Source organism: Streptomyces sp. NPDC086766, from assembly GCF_044746005.1.
Classification (GTDB): domain Bacteria; phylum Actinomycetota; class Actinomycetes; order Streptomycetales; family Streptomycetaceae; genus Streptomyces.
The window spans coordinates 222,853-239,777 of sequence record NZ_JBIVBI010000008.1; the positions used below are offsets into that span (position 1 = coordinate 222,853).

The window sequence follows — 16,925 nt, forward strand, 5'->3', positions numbered from 1 at the left end:
CCAGGCCGTCGGCATAGAAACGCGTCATGTTCTGGGTCCTCCTCCTGCTGCCGGCCTGGGCCGTCGCCGGTGCGGCGTGCACGCGGCTGTGCCTGGCCGCCGTGCGCGCGGCGGCCGTCGACGTGGACGCCGCCCGGGGACACGATCTGACGCTCTACGAGGCGGCGTTCCTGTCCGGCGGCCCCGCCCGGGTCGCCGACGTGGCCCTGGTCTCCATGGCGCGCCAGCGCCGGCTGCTGCTCGCGCACACCGGCTGGGCGACGGTGGTCGACCCGCGCGGCCGGGACGAGATGGAGCAGTCGGTCATCGGCGCGATCGGGCCGGAGGGACAGTCCCGGATCGCGCCGCTGCGGGCGGCCACGGCCGCCGCCGACGCGGTCCGCGGCCTCGCCGACCGGCTGGTCCGCGCGGGCCTGGCCGTGCCGGACGGGGCGCGGACGACGGTCGCGGCCGGGGTCCGCCAGGTACGGGCCGCCGCGCTGGTGGTCCTCGCGCTGGGCGTGACCGCGCTGCTGATGCCCGGCCCGACCGGGATGCCGCGCGACCTGGTGGCCCTCTGGTTCGCGCTGCCCCTCGCGCTCACCCTGAGCTGTCTGGCCATCGCCCGGGTGGAGGTCCACCCGTACTCGCCGTGGGCCTCCCCGGCCGGGCAGCGGCTGCTGGGCGCGCTGCCCCGGCGGATGACCGGCGGCGGCGACGACCGCTCGTATCTGGCCTCGATCGCCGTACGCGGCATCCGCGCGATCGGCGAGCCGGAGCTGCGGGCGGCCCTCACCCACCGCGACCAGCCCTGGCACGACTGACGGACCGCCCCGGACGACCGGGGCCGGCGGACACTACGGCGCCCGTACGGGGCGCATCGGGCGCATTGGCCCGACACCGGGCGGCCGGTGCTTGCCTTCACCCGGGGGCGTACGAAATATCCCTTCTGTTGCCGTCGTGCGCCGAAGGGATACGCGATGAGAGCTGCTGCCGTCTGCACGGCCGCCGGGTCCTTGGTCCTCACCGCCCTCGCCACCGTCCCGGCCGTCGGCACCGGCGGCACGACGGCGGCACCGCGGGCCGGGGCCGGAGCGGCCCCGCACGGCACGGCGGCGGCCCCGCACGGGACCGCGGCGGCCGAACCGGGCGGCACGGCGGCGGCCGCGGCGCGCGCCCGGGCGGCGGGCGTCGACTTCGGCACGTGCGCCGGCATCCCGGGCGCGCCCCGCACCATGGAGTGCGGCACGGTCTCGGTGCCCCTCGACTACGCGCACCCCGGCGGCAAGCAGATCCGCCTCACCGTCAGCCGGGTGCGGGCCACCCACAAGGACCCGCGCAACAGCAAGCGCAAGGTGCCCCGCCAGGGCGCCCTGGTCTACAACCCGGGCGGTCCGGGCGGGTCCGGCCTGCTCTTCCCGCTGATCGGGCGGCTGCCGGAGTGGAAGCGGATCGCCTCCGCGTACGACCTCGTCGGGTACGACCCGCGCGGGGTGGGCCGGTCGGCGCCGCTGTCCTGCGAGGATCCCAAGGGCCACTTCAAGGGCCCCTCGGCCGCGCCGGCGCACCCCTCCGAGGCGTACAAGAAGCGGCGCGTCGCCGAGGCGAGGGCCTACGCGCGGGGCTGCGGCCGGCGCGCGGGCTCCGCGCTGCGGTTCTACACCTCCCTCAACAACGCCCGTGACCTGGACGTCCTGCGGGCGGCGCTCGGTGAGGACCGGGTGACGTTCATGGGTGCCTCCTACGGCACCTACTTCGGCGCCCTCTACGCGATGCTGTTCCCCTCGCACGTGCGCCGGATGGTGTTCGACTCGGCGGTGAACCCCGATCCCGCGCGGGTCTGGTACCGCGACAACCTCGGCCAGTCGGCCGCGTTCGAGGGCCGCTGGGCGGACTTCCGGGAGTGGGTGGCCCGGCACGACGCCGTGTACGGCCTCGGTCGCACGGCCGAGGCGGTGCGGCGCAGCTACGAGCGGGCGCGGTCGCGGCTGGCCGCGAAACCGGCGGGCGGCGCGGTGGGGCCGGAGCAGTTGCAGGGCGCGTTCCTGAGCGCCGGGTACGACGACGACTACTGGCCGCGGAGCGCCGGGGCGCTGTCGGCCTATCTCAAGGGCGACCCGAAGCCGCTGGTCGCGCTGGCCGCGCCGGTGAAGGAGGGGGCCGTCGAGGCGGAGAACGGGGCGGCGGTCTACACGGCGGTGGAGTGCAACGACGCGCCCTGGCCGACGGACTTCCGGGTCTGGGACCGGGACAACACGCGGCTCGCGCGCGTGGCGCCGTTCGAGACCTGGGACAACGTGTGGACGAACCTGCCATGCGCCTACTGGCCGGCGCCCCGGCAGCGGCCGCTGGACGTGCGGACCGGGCCCGGTGAGCTGCCGCCGACACTGATCCTGGCCGCCGAGCGGGACGCGGCGACGCCGTACGACGGCGCCCTCGAACTCCATCGGCGGCTGGCGGGCTCGGTGCTGGTGACCGAGCGGGACGCGGGCACCCACGGCATCGCCGGCGGGCCGAACGCCTGCGTCAACGCGCACCTGGAGGCCTACCTGCTGGAGGGGCGCCTTCCGGTGCGGCGCGCGGCCTGCGCGCCGCGCCCGGAGCCCCGGGCGGGGAAGCCGCAGGCCCCCGCCGAGCGGAAGGGCCCGCGCGAGTCCCCCGGCGGGAGGGCCGGCCGGCTTCCCGCCCGGGGGTGACCGGTCCCGCCGCGGGACCGGCCGTCAGAGGTCAGGCGAGACCCGCGACCAGCTCCGCGACGTCCTTGCGGCGGCCGGTGAAGAACGGGACCTCCTCGCGCACGTGCATGCGCGCCTCCGAGCCGCGCAGGTGCCGCATGAGGTCGACGATCCGGTACAGCTCGTCGGCCTCGAAGGCGAGGATCCACTCGTAGTCGCCGAGGGAGAAGGAGGCGACCGTGTTGGCGCGCACGTCCGGGTAGCCGCGGGCCATCTTGCCGTGGTCGGCGAGCATCCGGCGGCGGTCCTCGTCGGGCAGCAGGTACCAGTCGTAGGAGCGCACGAAGGGGTAGACGCTGATGTAGTTGCGCGGCGTCTCGTCGGCGAGGAACGCCGGGATGTGCGAGCGGTTGAACTCGGCGGGGCGGTGCAGCGCCATGTTCGACCAGACAGGCTCCAGGGCGCGGCCCAGCTTGGTGCGGCGGAAGAGGTTGTACGCGTCCTGGAGCTGGTCACTGGTCTCGGCGTGCCACCAGATCATGACGTCCGCGTCGGCGCGCAGGCCCGAGACGTCGTAGGTGCCGCGGACCGTCACGTCCTTGGCGGCGAGCTGGTCGAACAGCTCCTGGACCTCGTCGGCGTAACCGGCGCGGTCCGCGGGGAGCGCGTCCTTCAGCTTGAAGACCGACCACAGGGTGTAGCGGATGACCTCGTTGAGGTCCTTGGCCAGCTTGCCCTTGTTCGGGATCCTGCCGGTCTCGGTGGTGGAGGCGTCGTCACTCATGGGGCTATTCTCCCGCTCCGCCGTGCAGGCTCTGCACCGGGTGGGCGGTGAGTTCCTGCACAGCGCCCGAGTCGCCGCCGAGCTGGTCCACCGCCGCGTACGCGCTCGCCACGCACGCCGGGATGCCGACGCCGTCGTACTGCGCGCCGCACACCGCCAGGCCGGGGAGCCCGGCGACGTGGTCGCGGATGCGGGCCACGCGCGCGTGGTGGCCGACCGGGTACTGCGGCAGGCCGTCGTCCCAGCGGGTGACCCGGGTCTCCAGCGGGGTGGCGTCCAGGCCGGTGGCCTCGCGCAGGTCGTGCCGGGAGACCTCGACGAGGTCGGCGTCCTCGCGGCCGAGGATCTCCGTCTCCCCGTACCGCCCGACCGAGGTGCGCAGCACCACCGTGTCCGGGTCCTCGTCGGCGATCCAGCCCCACTTGGCGGAGGCGAAGGTGGAGGCCTTGATGGTGCGCCCGTCGACGGGCGGCACCAGGAAGCCGCTGCCCTCCGGCAGGGCGGTGTCGCCGCGGCGGTAGGCCAGGGTGACCAGCGCCATGGACGCGTACTCCACGGCCCGCAGCTCCGCGGCGGCCTCGGGGGATTCGGCGGCCAGCAGCCCGGCGGCCACAGGCGCGGGCACGGCGACCACGACGGCGTCGGCGTGCAGCGCCCGGTCCCCGGCGACCACCCGCCAGGCCGTCGGCCCCTCCCTGCGCAGCTCCGTCACCGGGGTGCCGGTGAGGATCTCGCCGCCGCGGGCCCGCACCGACTCCGCCACGGCGAGCGGGAGCCGGCCCACACCGCCCTCGATCCCCAGGAACACCGGGCCGGTCTGACCCGCCGCGGCGGCCTTCGCCTGGATCTCGCGCACCGCCTCCGTCAGTGAGGCGTGCGCGCGGGCGGCCTCGAAGAGCTGGGGGACGGCGGAACGCATCGAGATGCGGTAGGCGTCACCCGCGTAGACCCCGCCGAGCAGCGGCTCGACCAGCCGGTCGACGACCTCGCGGCCCAGGCGCGCCGCCACGTACTCCCCGACGGCCACGTCGTCGCCGATCTCGGTGCGGGGCAGGTCCGCGTCGCGGTCGATGCGGGCCAGTCCCTCGTCGGACAGCAGGCCGGCGAGGGCGGCGGAGGTGCCGGGGACGCCCATGACGTGCCCCTTGGGCATGGGGCGCAGCGCGCCGCGGGTCCAGATCGAGGCGGTCGCTGTGGCCGGCGACCGCAGCCGGTCGCCGAGGCCCACCTCGCGGGCGAGGCCGACCGCCTCGGGCCGGCGGGCCAGCATCGACTCGGCGCCCAGGTCCACCCGCACGCCCGCGATCTCGCCGGGCAGCAGCTTGCCGCCGACCCGGTCCGCCGCCTCCAGCACGGTCACCCGTGCCCCGCGCTGCAGCAGCCGGTGCGCGGCCGCCAGCCCCGCGATCCCGGCCCCGATGACGACGACATGCCCCGTTTCCGCACCCGTTGCGCTCATGGCCCCACTCTCTCAGACCCCGCCGACACGCCCTGCCCTGCCCCGGTGTCCGGCACGAGTCCCGACCGTGACCGCATCGGGATCATTCTTGGCCAACGTTCCGCGCGGGCCGGGCGTCGAAGAAACGTCAGCCGTCAGGAGATCCCCCGGGGGTAGGTCCACATGCGCGTACGACGTTCCGTCCGGCCCGTTCACGCCCTGTCCGGGCTGCTGCTCGCGACCGCGCTCGCGCTCACCGGGTGCGGCGCGGCAGGCGGCTCCAGCGACAAGCCCGCCGCCGCGGGCGACACCCGACGGGGCGCGGCGGACGGGAGCGCGGCGGACGGGGGCGCGGCCTCCGACGCGAAGGCGGGCCCGCAGGGCACCGCCGCGCCCCGGATCACCACGAGCCACATCATCCGCACCGCCTCCCTCACCGTGCAGGTCCGGGACGTGCCGAAGGCGCTCGACGCGGCCCGCGCCACCGCCGAGGACGCGGGGGGCTACGTCGGCGACGAGAGCACCAGCAGGGACGACGGCGGCCACGAGCGCACCCGGGTCGTGCTGCGCGTGCCCACCGACCGGTACGACGAGGTCCTCACCGACCTGGCGGGCACCGGCAAGCTGCTGGAGCGCACGGCGAAGGCGAAGGACGTCACCGACCGGGTCGTCGACGTCGAGAGCCGCATCAGGTCGCAGCGCGCCAGCGTGGCCCGGGTGCGGGCCCTGATGGACCGGGCCGACAAGATCGGTGACGTGGTCACGCTGGAGGGCGAGCTGAGCCGTCGCGAGTCCGATCTGGAGGCTCTGCTGGCCCAGCAGGCCGCCCTGAAGGACCGCACGAGCCTGGCCACCGTCACCCTGTCGCTGTCGCAGACTCCGGTGACGCGGGCCGCCGGCGACGACGGGCCGGGCTTCGTGGACGCGGTGACGGGCGGCTGGCACGTCTTCGTCACCGTGGTCCGCTGGATCGCCCTGGCGCTCGGCGCGGTGCTCCCGTTCGCCGCGACGGCGGCGCTGTTCGCCTTGGTGTGGGTGCGGTTCGTACGGCCCCGGCGGGCCCGCCGCCCGGCCGCCGCGCCGGCTCCCGCGCCGTCCGCGGCCGGACCGCTGCCGGCGGCCCCGCCGGCGCCACGACCGGGCGGGGAGCGGGGCGGGCGCCACTGAAGTCCCGCGTGGCCGTAGCGTGTTCGCATGAGCATGAGCGGTGCGCGGGGAACGAGGGAGCGACTGGTCGTCGTCGGGGCCGACGCCGCGGGGATGTCCGCGGCGTCGCAGGCGCGGCGGACGCGCGGGCCCGACGAGCTGGAGATCGTGGCGTTCGAACGCGGCCGCTTCACCTCGTTCTCGGCGTGCGGCATCCCGTACTGGGTGGGCGGCGACGTCGGCGAACGGGACCGGCTGATCGCCCGCACGCCCGAGGAGCACCGCGCGCGGGGCATCGACGTGCGTCTGCGCACCGAGGTCACGGAGATCAACGTCGCCCGGGGCCGCGTCCGCGCGCGGGACCTCGATTCCGGGGCCGAGTCCTGGACGTCGTACGACGATCTCGTGATCGCCACCGGCGCCCGCCCCCTCCGGCCCGACCTGCCCGGCGCCGACGCGCCCGGCGTGCACGGCGTGCAGACGCTGGACGACGGCGAGGCGCTGCTCGGCACCCTGGCCCGCGTGCGGGACCACGCCGGGGCGGCCCGTCCCGGGCGGGCGGTGGTGGTCGGCGCGGGCTACATCGGCGTGGAGATGGCCGAGGCCCTCATCAAGCGCGGCTACGAGGTGACGGTCGTCAACCGCGGCCGGGAACCCATGTCGACGCTCGACGCGGACATGGGCCGGCTGGTGCGCGAGGCCATGGAGGGGCTCGGCATCACCATGGTCGACGACACCGAGGTGACCGAGATGCTCACCGGGGACGACGGCCGGGTCCGGGCGGTGGCCACCGCCGGCGCCGAGTACCCGGCGGACGTCGTCGTGCTCGGCATGGGCGTCCGCCCCGAGACGGCGCTCGCCCGGGCGGCGGGGCTGCCGCTCGGCGCGCACGGCGGCCTGCTCACCGACCGGGCGATGCGGGTGCGCGGGCACGGGAACATCTGGGCCGGCGGCGACTGCGTCGAGGTCCTGGACCTGGTCTCCGGGCAGACGCGGCACGTCCCGCTGGGCACGCACGCCAACAAGCACGGCCAGGTCATCGGCACCAACATCGGCGGCGGTTACGCCACCTTCCCGGGCGTGGTCGGCACCGCGGTCAGCAAGGTGTGCGACCTGGAGATCGCGCGCACCGGGCTGCGCGAGAAGGACGCCCGCCGGGTGGGGCTGCGGTTCGAGACCGTCACCGTCGAGTCGACGAGCCGCGCGGGCTACTACCCCGGCGCCTCCCCCATGACGGTCAAGATGCTCGCCGAGCACCGCACCGGCCGCCTGCTCGGGGTCCAGATCGTCGGCCGCGAGGGCGCGGCGAAACGGGTCGACATCGCCGCGGTCGCCCTCACGGCCGGCCTGACGGTGGAACAGATGACGGCGCTGGACCTGGGGTACGCGCCGCCGTTCTCACCGGTGTGGGACCCGGTCCTGGTGGCGGCGAGAAAGGCGGCCGCGAAGGTGCGGGGACACTAGGGGCCCACTCTCGGATCCCGCCCGGGGGCGGCGGGGGGTCCGCACGACCGCCCGGGACAGCGCCTCTAGGCCGTCCCGTTGAGCCGCGGCAGCGACGACACCGACCCGCTGGACGACGACACCGACCCGCTGGACGACGTCACCGCGGCGGGCTGCTCCCCGGCCGGCTTCGCGTGCGCCGCGGCCGGCCGGGTGGAGCGCAGCCGGTTGCTGACCGCCTCGTCGAGCGTCACCGGCCGCTGCATCTGCGCGGCCAGCCGCCCGGCCTCCTGGCCCAGTCGGGCCACGTCCTCCCACGGCAGCCGCACCACCAGCGAGATCTCCGCCTCGCCGTCGGGCAGGGCGTGCATCGGAGGAGTAACTCGGTCGTTCATCGCCTGATCCTCACGTCGTCCCCGCGGCCCGCGTCCCCGCGCCGCCGCCGTCGAGGGGACATACGGACGTCCGGCGCTCCGCGTTCATCGATTCGCCGGGCGCGTGGCGGGCACTACTCCCTTGTGGTCATACCCGTGCACGACCTGAACCCGGTGCGGCGCACCCCCTGGGTGACGTACGCCCTGATCGCCGCGAACGTCGCCGTGTTCCTGTTCATGCCCGGCCTGGCCGGCTCCGTGGCGGGCGACAGCTCCCTGTCGCAGCTGTGCCATCTGCAGGCGTTCACGGAGCACTTCGCCGCCGTGCCGCGCGAGTTGATCCACCATCAGATGCCGTCGCTGGTGCCCACCGGCGCGGTCGGGGTGGGCGCGCACGGGCCGGGCTGCGTGCTGGGACCCCCGGCCTACGACAAGTCCCCGCCGCTGTCGGTGTTCACGGCGATGTTCCTGCACGGCGGCTGGCTGCACCTGCTGGGCAACATGCTGTTCCTGTACATCTTCGGCAACAACATCGAGGACCGCATGGGGCATGTGCGGTTCTTCCTCTTCTACGTCGCCTGCGGCTACGCGGCCGGGTACGGCTTCGCGCTGCTCAACGCCGGCTCCGCCACGCCGCTGATCGGCGCCTCGGGAGCGATCGCGGGTGTGCTCGGCGCCTATCTGGTGCTGTATCCCAGGGTCCGGGTGTGGGTCCTGGTGCCCTTCCTGATCTTCCTGCCGCTGCGGCTGCCGGCCTGGCTGGTGCTCGGCTTCTGGTTCGTGCTGCAGGCGCTGTACTCGTCCGGGGAAGGGGTGTCCGGCACGGGCGCCGTCGCGTACGCGGCACACGTCGTCGGCTTCCTCGTCGGCATGCTGATAGCGCTGCCGCTGCGCCCCGGCACACCGCCCCCGCCGGAACCGGGCCGTCTGCTCTTCGGCAGGCAGGCCCGGCCCCGGCACACGTGGTGAGCGCCGCGCTCAGCGCGCGGTCTGCGTGTGGACGTACTCGACGAGACGGGTGAGCGCGTCCGGCTCGGTGGTGGGCAGGACGCCGTGGCCGAGGTTGAAGACGTGGCCCTCCAGGCCCGCGGCCGCGTCCAGCACCTCGCGGGTCTTGGTCTCGACCGCCTCCGGGCCGGCGAACAGGACCGCCGGGTCGAGGTTGCCCTGGAGCGCCTTGCCCGGGCCGACGCGGCGGACGGCCTCGTCGAGCGGGACGCGCCAGTCGACGCCGACCACGTCCGCGCCCGCCTCCCCCATGAGGCCGAGCAGTTCGCCGGTGCCGACGCCGAAGTGGATGCGGGGCACGCCGTACCCGGCGACGGCCTCGAAGACCTTGCGGGAGGCGGGCATGACCGAGCGGCGGTAGTCGGCGGGGGCGAGGGCGCCGACCCAGGAGTCGAAGAGCTGCACGGCGCTCGCGCCCGCCTCGATCTGCACCTTCAGGAAGGCGGCCGTGATGTCGGCGAGGCGGTCGAGCAGGTCGGCCCACAGCCGCGGGTCGCCGTACATGAGGGCCTTGGTGTGCTCGTGGTTGCGGGACGGGCCGCCCTCCACGAGGTAGCTCGCGAGGGTGAACGGCGCACCCGCGAAGCCGATCAGCGGGGTGGTGCCGAGTTCGCGGGTGAGCAGGCCGATCGCCTCGGTGACGTAGGAGACGTCCTCGGGCGTGAGGTCGCGGAGCCGGTCCAGGTCGGCGCGGGAGCGGATCGGGCGCTCGACGACCGGGCCGACGCCCGGCTTGATGTCGAGGTCGACGCCGATGGCCCTCAGGGGCACGACGATGTCGCTGAAGTAGATCGCCGCGTCCACGCCGTGCCGGCGGACCGGCTGGAGGGTGATCTCGGTGACCAGCTCGGGCCGCATGCACGACTCGAGCATCGGGACGCCCTCGCGCACCTTGCGGTACTCGGGGAGGGAGCGCCCGGCCTGCCGCATGAACCACACCGGTGTGTGCGGCACGGGCTCGCGCCGGCACGCCCGGAGGAAGGCGGAGTCGTAGGTGGCTGTCGGCGGCTGCGGCTGCGGCCCGCCCGCGGGGGTCTCGTTGGCACTCACGGTGGCAAGTCTCGCACGGCCGGAAGTGCACTTCGTGCGAGGTGCGGGATAGCGCTGCCGCCGTCCCCGGCGGGGTGTCTTGCCCTGCACCGGAGCCCCGTTCCCCTTACTCTTCCCCGCATGGCTGCGGCACAGGGACGACGGTCGGACGGCGCTGACGGAATGGACGACGCGAAGGAGGAGGAGGGCCATGAGGGCAGGTCGGCTCCGCCCCCCTTCCGGACCGCCGTCGACGCGCTGCGCGCGGCACGGGTGCGGCCGCAGGTCGAGATCGAGCAGGTGCCCGCGCCGAAACGCCTCGCCCCGTTCGCGTACGCCCTGGAGGCCACGGTCGTCGACGGCGAGCAGGAACTCGCCGACGGCCGCCTGGTGCTGCTGCACGACCCGGCCGGCCACGAGGCCTGGCAGGGCACCTTCCGGCTGGTGACGCTGGTGCGCGCGGAACTGGAGCCGGAGATGGCCGTCGATCCGCTGCTGCCGGACGTGTGCTGGTCGTGGCTGACCGGCGCGCTCCAGGCGCGCGGTCTGACGTACGGGGAGCCGAGCGGCACCGTCACGCGCGCCTCCTCCCACCACTTCGGCGGGCTGTCGGCGCGCCCCGCCGCCTCGCAGATCGAGATCCGTGCCTCCTGGACGCCGCGCGAGGGCCTGGGCGGGGCGCCGGACACCGCCGCCCACCTGGCGTCCTGGTGCGACCTGCTGGCCCAGGTCGCGGGGCTCCCGCCGGCCGGGCCCGGCGACGCGTCGGTGGTGACGCTGCCGCAGCGGCGCGGTCCGCAGTCGCGCTGAACCCACGCACCGGTCCCCACGCACCCGTCCCCCTGCGCCGAACCCACGCGCCGGTCCCACGTGCCGAACCGCCGCGCCGAACGCACTCGCCGGCCGGCCCCCGCGCGCGTCCCGGCCGCGGGGGCCGGCCGGTCGCTGTGCGCTCCCCTGGGGGCGCCTTACCGCCTCCTTGTTGTCCCTTTGTCGATACGGCCATATTCGGGCGGGTATCGACGCCGAACGGCCCCGTCCGAACCGATTCGATCTTCGGATGATCGATAGCGTGTCCGAATTGCACGGATTGTTACTCACCAGATCGTGATCATTCTCTAAAGGACACCGGGTTTGGTGCCGAAGACGACTGTGACCTTGCAAGCACGGTTAGTCCCGGCTTCGCCCCCACAAGCCGGCCCCGTCCCCCACCCCCAGGAGGCCTGGTGTCCGTTCTCCTCGAGCAGCCCGCAAGCCTGGTCGCCTACCGCCCGAACAAGCCGACCGCCATGGTCGTCGTGGCGGACCCGCGCGTCCGTTCCACCGTGACCCGCCACCTGTGGGCGCTCGGAGTCCGTGACGTCATCGAGGCGTCGTCCGTCGCGGAGGCCCGCCCCCGCATCGGCAACCCGCGCGACATCTGTGTCGCCGATGTCCACCTGCCCGACGGGTCCGGCCTCACGCTGCTGTCCGAGACCCGCGCCGCCGGCTGGCCCAACGGGCTGGCCCTGTCCGCCGCCGACGACATCGGTGCCGTCCGCAACGCCCTCGCGGGCGGAGTGAAGGGCTATGTCGTCACCGGCACCCGCACCAACCTCGGGCTCCCCACCCGACCCGGTGCCGCCCCCATCGGTTCGGCCGCGGCCCGGCTGCACCGCCGCCCCCCGGGTGCCCCGAGCCACCCGGGCGGCTACCGGGAGCTCTCCGGCCGCGAGGTCGAGGTGCTGCGGCTCGTCGCCGAGGGCCAGTCGAACAAGGCGATCGGCGTCTCCATGGGGCTGTCCGCGCTGACCGTCAAGAGCCACCTCGCCCGCATCGCCCGCAAGCTCGGCACGGGCGACCGCGCCGGCATGGTCGCGGTGGCCCTGCGGACCGGCATCATCCACTGACCAGACTGACCAGAGCCGGATTCCGGCACCGAAACGACCACCCTGAGCAAGATCCATCCCGCCCCCGTCACCCTTTTCGCGGATCAGGCCGAGAATCGCGACGATTCCCCCACGTGACCGGTGCCGACAGCCGGTTCCGCCGCCTCCTCCCTGCCGGTCGTCAACCGGACGTGTCATCGACCTGACCGGTTTACGACCCCCCGGCGCCCGCCGACGGAACGTTCCGTCGGCGGGCGTCGTCCATCCACGGATACCCTTGACAGGTGACCGACGCCCAAAAGACCGCAGCAGACAGCCCACTGCGCACCACCGGAGGCGCCCCTCCGGACGACGGCGGATCTTCTGACACGGGGGCGCCGATCCCATTGCTCGAGCCGCGCGAGGGCATCCCGCCCGTCGTCGCCGACGCCGAGACGCTCGCGGAGGTGGTCGCCGCGTTCGCCTCCGGCTCCGGCCCCCTCGCCGTCGACGCCGAGCGCGCGTCCGGCTACCGCTACGGCCAGCGCGCCTACCTGGTGCAGCTGCGCCGGGAGGGCTCCGGGACCGCGCTGATCGACCCCGTCGCCTGCCCGGACCTCTCGATCCTCGGCGACCGGCTGGACGGCGTCGAGTGGGTCCTGCACGCCGCCACCCAGGACCTGCCGTGCCTGCGCGAGATAGGCATGGTGCCCGCCAGCCTGTTCGACACCGAGCTGGCCGGCCGGATCGCCGGGTTCCCGCGGGTCGGGCTCGGGGCGATGGTCGAGAGCGTCCTCGGCTTCGTCCTGGAGAAGGGCCACTCCGCCGTCGACTGGTCGACCCGGCCGCTGCCCGACCCCTGGCTGCGGTACGCGGCCCTCGACGTCGAACTCCTCGTCGACCTGCGGGACGCCCTGGAGAAGGAGCTGGACCGGCAGGGCAAGCTGGAGTGGGCACGGCAGGAGTTCGACGCCATCGCCTCCGCGCCGCCGCCCGAGCCCCGCAAGGAGCCCTGGCGCCGTACGTCCGGGCTGCACAAGGTGCGGCGCAGGCGGCAGCTGGCCGTGGTGCGGGAGCTGTGGGAGACCCGGGACCGGATCGCCCAGCGGCGGGACGTCTCCCCCGGCAAGGTGCTCTCGGACACGGCCATCGTGGAGGCCGCGCTCGGCCTGCCGTCCAACACGCACGCACTGGCCGCGCTGAACGGTTTCGGGCATCGCATGGGCCGCAGACAACTGGAGCAGTGGCAGGCCGCGGTGGAGCGCGCCCGCGCACTGCCCGACCCCCAGCTTCCCCAGCCCGGCCAGCCGGTCACCGGACCGCCGCCGCCCCGGGCCTGGGCCGACAAGGACCCGGCGGCCGCCGCGCGGCTGTCGGCGGCACGCGCCGGCGTCTCGGCGCTGGCCGAGCGGCTCGCGATGCCGCAGGAGAACCTGGTCGCGCCGGACGCCGTGCGGCGCCTGTGCTGGGAGCCGCCGCAGGACGTCGACGCCCAGTCGGTCGCGGCCGCGCTCACCGGCCACGGGGCGCGTCCGTGGCAGGTGGAGCTGGTCACACCGGTGCTGGTGGCGGCGCTGACGGCGAAGGGCGCCTGATCGCCGCACGGCTCCCCCGGCGGGGCGACGGCGGCAGCCCGTCGGGACCCCGCGCCGGGGCGCGGCCGCCGGTGTGACGTTCACCGCTCCCCCCGGCAGGACTGGGCAGCTACGTTACCCACAAGTAGCATGGGCCTGAGCGCGCGCTCAGTGCTGCGCGTCGCAGCAGTGCCATCCCGCACCCTGGAGGAGAGCCATCGTGCCTCGTACCGTCAGGGACGTCGTCTTCGTAGACGGCGTCCGCACCCCGTTCGGCAAGGCGGGCCCGAAGGGCATCTACCACGAGACCCGCGCCGACGACCTCGTCGTGAAGGCGATCCGGGAGCTGCTGCGCCGCAACCCCGGCCTCGACCCGAAGAAGATCGACGAGGTCGCCGTCGCCGCGACCACGCAGATCGGCGACCAGGGCCTGACCATCGGCCGCACCGCCGGCATCCTCGCGGGCCTGCCCACCTCGGTCCCCGGTTACTCGATCGACCGCATGTGCGCGGGCGCGCTGACCGCCGTCACCTCCGTCGCCGGCTCCGTCGCGTTCGGCGCGTACGACGTCGCCGTCGCGGGCGGTGTCGAGCACATGGGCCGCCACCCGATGGGCGAGGGCGTGGACCCGAACCCGCGGTTCGTGAGCGAGAAGCTGGTCGACCAGTCCGCCCTGTTCATGGGCATGACGGCGGAGAACCTGCACGACCGCTACCCGCAGATCACCAAGCTGCGCGCCGACGAGTACGCGGTGCGCTCGCAGGAGAAGGCCGCCAAGGCGTACGCCAACGGCAAGATCCAGCAGGACCTGGTGCCGGTGTCCGTGCGCCGCACCACCCCCGAGACCGGCGAGACCGGCTGGGGCCTGGTCACCGCCGACGAGCCGATGCGCCCGGGCACGACCCTGGAGAGCCTCGCGGGGCTCAAGACCCCGTTCCGCGTGCACGGCCGGGTCACCGCGGGCAACGCGGCCGGCCTGAACGACGGCGCCACCGCCTCGATCATCGCGTCCGAGGATTTCGCCCGCGAGAACGGCCTGCCGGTCAAGATGCGCCTGGTCTCCTACGCCTTCGCCGGCGTGGAGCCGGAGGTCATGGGCTACGGCCCGATCCCGGCGACGGAGAAGGCCCTCGCCCAGGCGGGGCTGTCCATCTCCGACATCGGCCTGTTCGAGATCAACGAGGCCTTCGCCGTCCAGGTCCTGGCCTTCCTCGACCACTACGGCATCGCGGACGACGACGAGCGCGTCAACCAGTACGGCGGCGCGATCGCCTTCGGTCACCCGCTGGCCTCCTCCGGCGTCCGTCTGATGACGCAGCTGGCCCGCCAGTTCGAGGAGCAGCCGCAGGTCCGCTACGGCCTCACCACCATGTGCGTCGGCTTCGGCATGGGCGCGACGGTCATCTGGGAGAACCCGCACTTCGACGGAGGCGACAAGTGAGCACCACCGCTGAACTCCTGAAGGGCGCGGCCGAGCTGTTCCCGGACGAGGTCGTCACGCAGGCGCACGTACGCCACTTCGACCTGCCGCTGGGTGCGGGCCGCTTCGCCCTGATCACCCTGGACAACGGCCTCGACCACACCAAGCCGACCACCTTCGGCCCGCAGTCGCTCGCGAACCTGAACGCCGCGATCGACCAGGTCGAGAAGGAGGCCGCGGACGGCGACATCGTCGGCGCCGGCGTCACCGGCAAGCCGTTCATCTTCGCGGTCGGCGCCGACCTCAAGGGCGTCGAGCTGCTGAAGCGGCACGAGGACGCGCTGGCCATCGGCAAGGGCGGCCACGAGGTCTTCAAGCGCCTGTCGAAGCTGGCCGTGCCGACCTTCGCGTACTACAACGGCGCGGCGATGGGCGGCGGTGTCGAGGTCGGTCTGCACTGCACCTACCGCACGGTGTCCGCGGCCCTCCCGGCGTTCTCCCTGCCGGAGGTCTTCCTGGGCCTGGTCCCGGGCTGGGGCGGCTGCACCCTGCTGCCGAACCTGATCGGCGCCGACAAGGCCGTCTCGGTGATCATCGAGAACTCGCTCAACCAGAACAGGCAGCTCAAGGGCAACCAGGTCTACGAACTGGGCATCGCCGACGCCCTGTTCGAGGGCGCCGACTTCCTGGAGCAGTCGCTGATCTGGACGGCGGCCGTCCTCAAGGGCGAGATCGTCGTCGACCGCCCGGTGATCGACCGCGGCGAGGCCTGGGACCAGGCCGTCGCCAAGGGCCGCTTCATCGCGGACGGCAAGGTGCACGGCGCGGCCCCGGCCGCCTACCGCGCCCTGGACATCATCGCCGCCGCCAAGAACGGCGACCTGCAGCAGGGTTACGACGCCGAGGACCAGGCCCTCGCCGACCTCATCATGGGCGGCGAACTGCGCTCCGGCATCTACGCGTTCAACCTCGTGCAGAAGCGCGGCAAGCGCCCGGCCGGCGCCCCGGACAAGAGCCTGGCCCGCCCGGTCACCAAGGTCGGTGTCGTCGGCGCCGGTCTGATGGCCTCGCAGCTGGCCCTGCTCTTCCTGCGCCGCCTCGAGGTGCCCGTCGTGCTGACGGACATCGACCAGGAGCGGATCGACAAGGGTGTGGGCTACGTCCACGCCGAGATCGACAAGCTGCTCGGCAAGGGCCGGATCAACCAGGACAAGGCCAACCGTCTCAAGGCGCTGGTCACCGGTGTCCTGGACAAGGCCGAGGGCTTCGCGGACGCGGACTTCGTCATCGAGGCCGTGTTCGAGGAGATGGGCGTCAAGCAGAAGGTGTTCGCGGAGGTCGAGGCGGTCGCCCCGGCGCACGCGATCCTCGCCACCAACACCTCCTCCCTGTCGGTGTCGGAGATGGCGTCGAAGCTGAAGCACCCCGAGCGGGTCGTCGGCTTCCACTTCTTCAACCCGGTCGCCGTCCTCCCGCTCCTGGAGATCGTCCGGGGCGAGCAGACCGACGACGCCTCGCTGGCCACGGCGTTCGGTGTCGCCAAGAAGCTGAAGAAGACCGCGGTTCTGGTCAAGGACGCCCCGGCGTTCGTCGTGAACCGCATCCTGACCCGCTTCATGGGCGAGATCCAGAACGTCATCGACGAGGGCACCCCGGTCGAGGTCGCGGAGAAGGCGATCGAGCCGCTCGGCCTGCCGATGTCCCCGCTGGTCCTGCTCGAACTGGTCGGCCCGGCGATCGGCCTGCACGTCTCGGAGACCCTCAACCGGGCCTTCCCGGACCGCTTCACGGTCTCCCCGAACCTGAAGGCGGTCGTCGAGGCGGGCAAGCGCGGCTTCTACGTCTACGACAGCGGCAAGCCCGAGCTGGACCCGGAGGTCGCCGCGCTCCTGAAGCAGGGCGACACCGTCCTGACGGAGGAGCAGGTCCGCGACCGTGTCCTGGACGCGGTGGCGCAGGAGATCGGCCTGATGCTCGACGAGGGCGTCGTCGCCGAGGCCCAGGACATCGACCTCTGCCTGATCACGGGCGCCGGCTGGCCCTTCCACCTGGGCGGCATCACGCCGTACCTGGACCGCGAGGGCGTCTCGGAGCGCGTGAACGGCAAGCGGTTCCTGGCTCCGGGCGTGGCGAGCGTCCCGGCGTAACGTCCGCACACCCGCAGCCGGTGCCCGGCCCGCCCCACGGGGTGTGCCGGGCACCGGCTTG

Annotated in this window: 14 protein-coding genes; 10 read left to right on the forward strand and 4 right to left on the reverse strand. The window is 73.9% G+C overall.

The features are described 5' to 3' along the window. Positions 1-26: 26 nt before the first annotated feature. Entirely contained in the window at positions 27-803 is a 777-nt protein-coding gene (locus ACIPM1_RS17840; RefSeq protein ID WP_402435324.1) for a TIGR04222 domain-containing membrane protein, read from the forward strand. A gap of 156 nt (positions 804-959) precedes the next feature. After that, on the forward strand, positions 960-2,675 hold the full coding sequence (locus tag ACIPM1_RS17845) for an alpha/beta hydrolase (RefSeq protein WP_402435327.1): 1,716 nt from the start codon (positions 960-962) through the stop codon (positions 2,673-2,675). Between the two features lie 31 nt (positions 2,676-2,706). Here ACIPM1_RS17845 and hemQ read toward each other — a convergent pair whose 3' ends face one another. Both hemQ and hemG read right to left on the reverse strand, forming a co-directional pair. Then, positions 2,707-3,438 carry a hydrogen peroxide-dependent heme synthase gene (gene hemQ / locus ACIPM1_RS17850; protein WP_402435330.1) on the reverse strand — a complete coding sequence of 244 codons (732 nt, stop codon included), beginning with the start codon at positions 3,436-3,438 and terminating at the stop codon, positions 2,707-2,709. A 4-nt stretch (positions 3,439-3,442) separates the two neighbouring features. Beyond that, positions 3,443-4,897, reverse strand: coding sequence for a protoporphyrinogen oxidase (gene hemG / locus ACIPM1_RS17855; protein WP_402435333.1), 1,455 nt, complete (start codon positions 4,895-4,897; stop codon positions 3,443-3,445). A gap of 162 nt (positions 4,898-5,059) precedes the next feature. Between hemG and ACIPM1_RS17860 the strand changes: the two genes are divergently transcribed. Beyond that, on the forward strand, positions 5,060-6,043 hold the full coding sequence (locus tag ACIPM1_RS17860; RefSeq protein WP_402435336.1) for a DUF4349 domain-containing protein: 984 nt from the start codon (positions 5,060-5,062) through the stop codon (positions 6,041-6,043). A 27-nt stretch (positions 6,044-6,070) separates the two neighbouring features. Then, on the forward strand, positions 6,071-7,486 hold the full coding sequence (locus ACIPM1_RS17865; protein WP_402435339.1) for an FAD-dependent oxidoreductase: 1,416 nt from the start codon (positions 6,071-6,073) through the stop codon (positions 7,484-7,486). 65 nt (positions 7,487-7,551) lie between these two features. Here ACIPM1_RS17865 and ACIPM1_RS17870 read toward each other — a convergent pair whose 3' ends face one another. After that, on the reverse strand, positions 7,552-7,860 hold the full coding sequence (locus tag ACIPM1_RS17870) for a hypothetical protein (RefSeq protein ID WP_402435342.1): 309 nt from the start codon (positions 7,858-7,860) through the stop codon (positions 7,552-7,554). A 123-nt stretch (positions 7,861-7,983) separates the two neighbouring features. Here ACIPM1_RS17870 and ACIPM1_RS17875 point away from each other — a divergent pair, with 123 nt between their 5' ends. Further along, positions 7,984-8,808, forward strand: a complete 825-nt coding sequence (locus tag ACIPM1_RS17875; RefSeq protein WP_402435345.1) for a rhomboid family intramembrane serine protease — start codon at positions 7,984-7,986, stop codon at positions 8,806-8,808. A gap of 9 nt (positions 8,809-8,817) precedes the next feature. On the opposite strand, the gene hemE is transcribed toward ACIPM1_RS17875, so the two are convergent. Further along, complete coding sequence (hemE, locus tag ACIPM1_RS17880) at positions 8,818-9,897, reverse strand: uroporphyrinogen decarboxylase (protein WP_402435348.1); 1,080 nt, start codon at positions 9,895-9,897, stop codon at positions 8,818-8,820. Positions 9,898-10,017: 120 nt separating this feature from the next. On the opposite strand from hemE, the gene ACIPM1_RS17885 reads away from it, so the two are divergent. From ACIPM1_RS17885 to ACIPM1_RS17905, 5 genes are all read left to right on the forward strand, one after another. Beyond that, positions 10,018-10,686 carry a DUF3000 domain-containing protein gene (locus ACIPM1_RS17885; protein ID WP_356184279.1) on the forward strand — a complete coding sequence of 223 codons (669 nt, stop codon included), beginning with the start codon at positions 10,018-10,020 and terminating at the stop codon, positions 10,684-10,686. A 416-nt stretch (positions 10,687-11,102) separates the two neighbouring features. Next, entirely contained in the window at positions 11,103-11,765 is a 663-nt protein-coding gene (locus tag ACIPM1_RS17890) for a response regulator transcription factor (protein WP_356184276.1), read from the forward strand. 263 nt (positions 11,766-12,028) lie between these two features. Continuing rightward, positions 12,029-13,318: a ribonuclease D gene (locus ACIPM1_RS17895; RefSeq protein ID WP_402435351.1), complete on the forward strand. Its 1,290-nt coding sequence runs from the start codon at positions 12,029-12,031 to the stop codon at positions 13,316-13,318. A 199-nt stretch (positions 13,319-13,517) separates the two neighbouring features. Continuing rightward, complete coding sequence (locus ACIPM1_RS17900) at positions 13,518-14,738, forward strand: acetyl-CoA C-acyltransferase (protein WP_356184270.1); 1,221 nt, start codon at positions 13,518-13,520, stop codon at positions 14,736-14,738. Then, positions 14,735-16,864, forward strand: coding sequence for a 3-hydroxyacyl-CoA dehydrogenase NAD-binding domain-containing protein (locus tag ACIPM1_RS17905; protein ID WP_402435354.1), 2,130 nt, complete (start codon positions 14,735-14,737; stop codon positions 16,862-16,864). Before ACIPM1_RS17900 ends, ACIPM1_RS17905 begins: the two co-directional genes overlap by 4 nt. Positions 16,865-16,925: the final 61 nt, after the last annotated feature.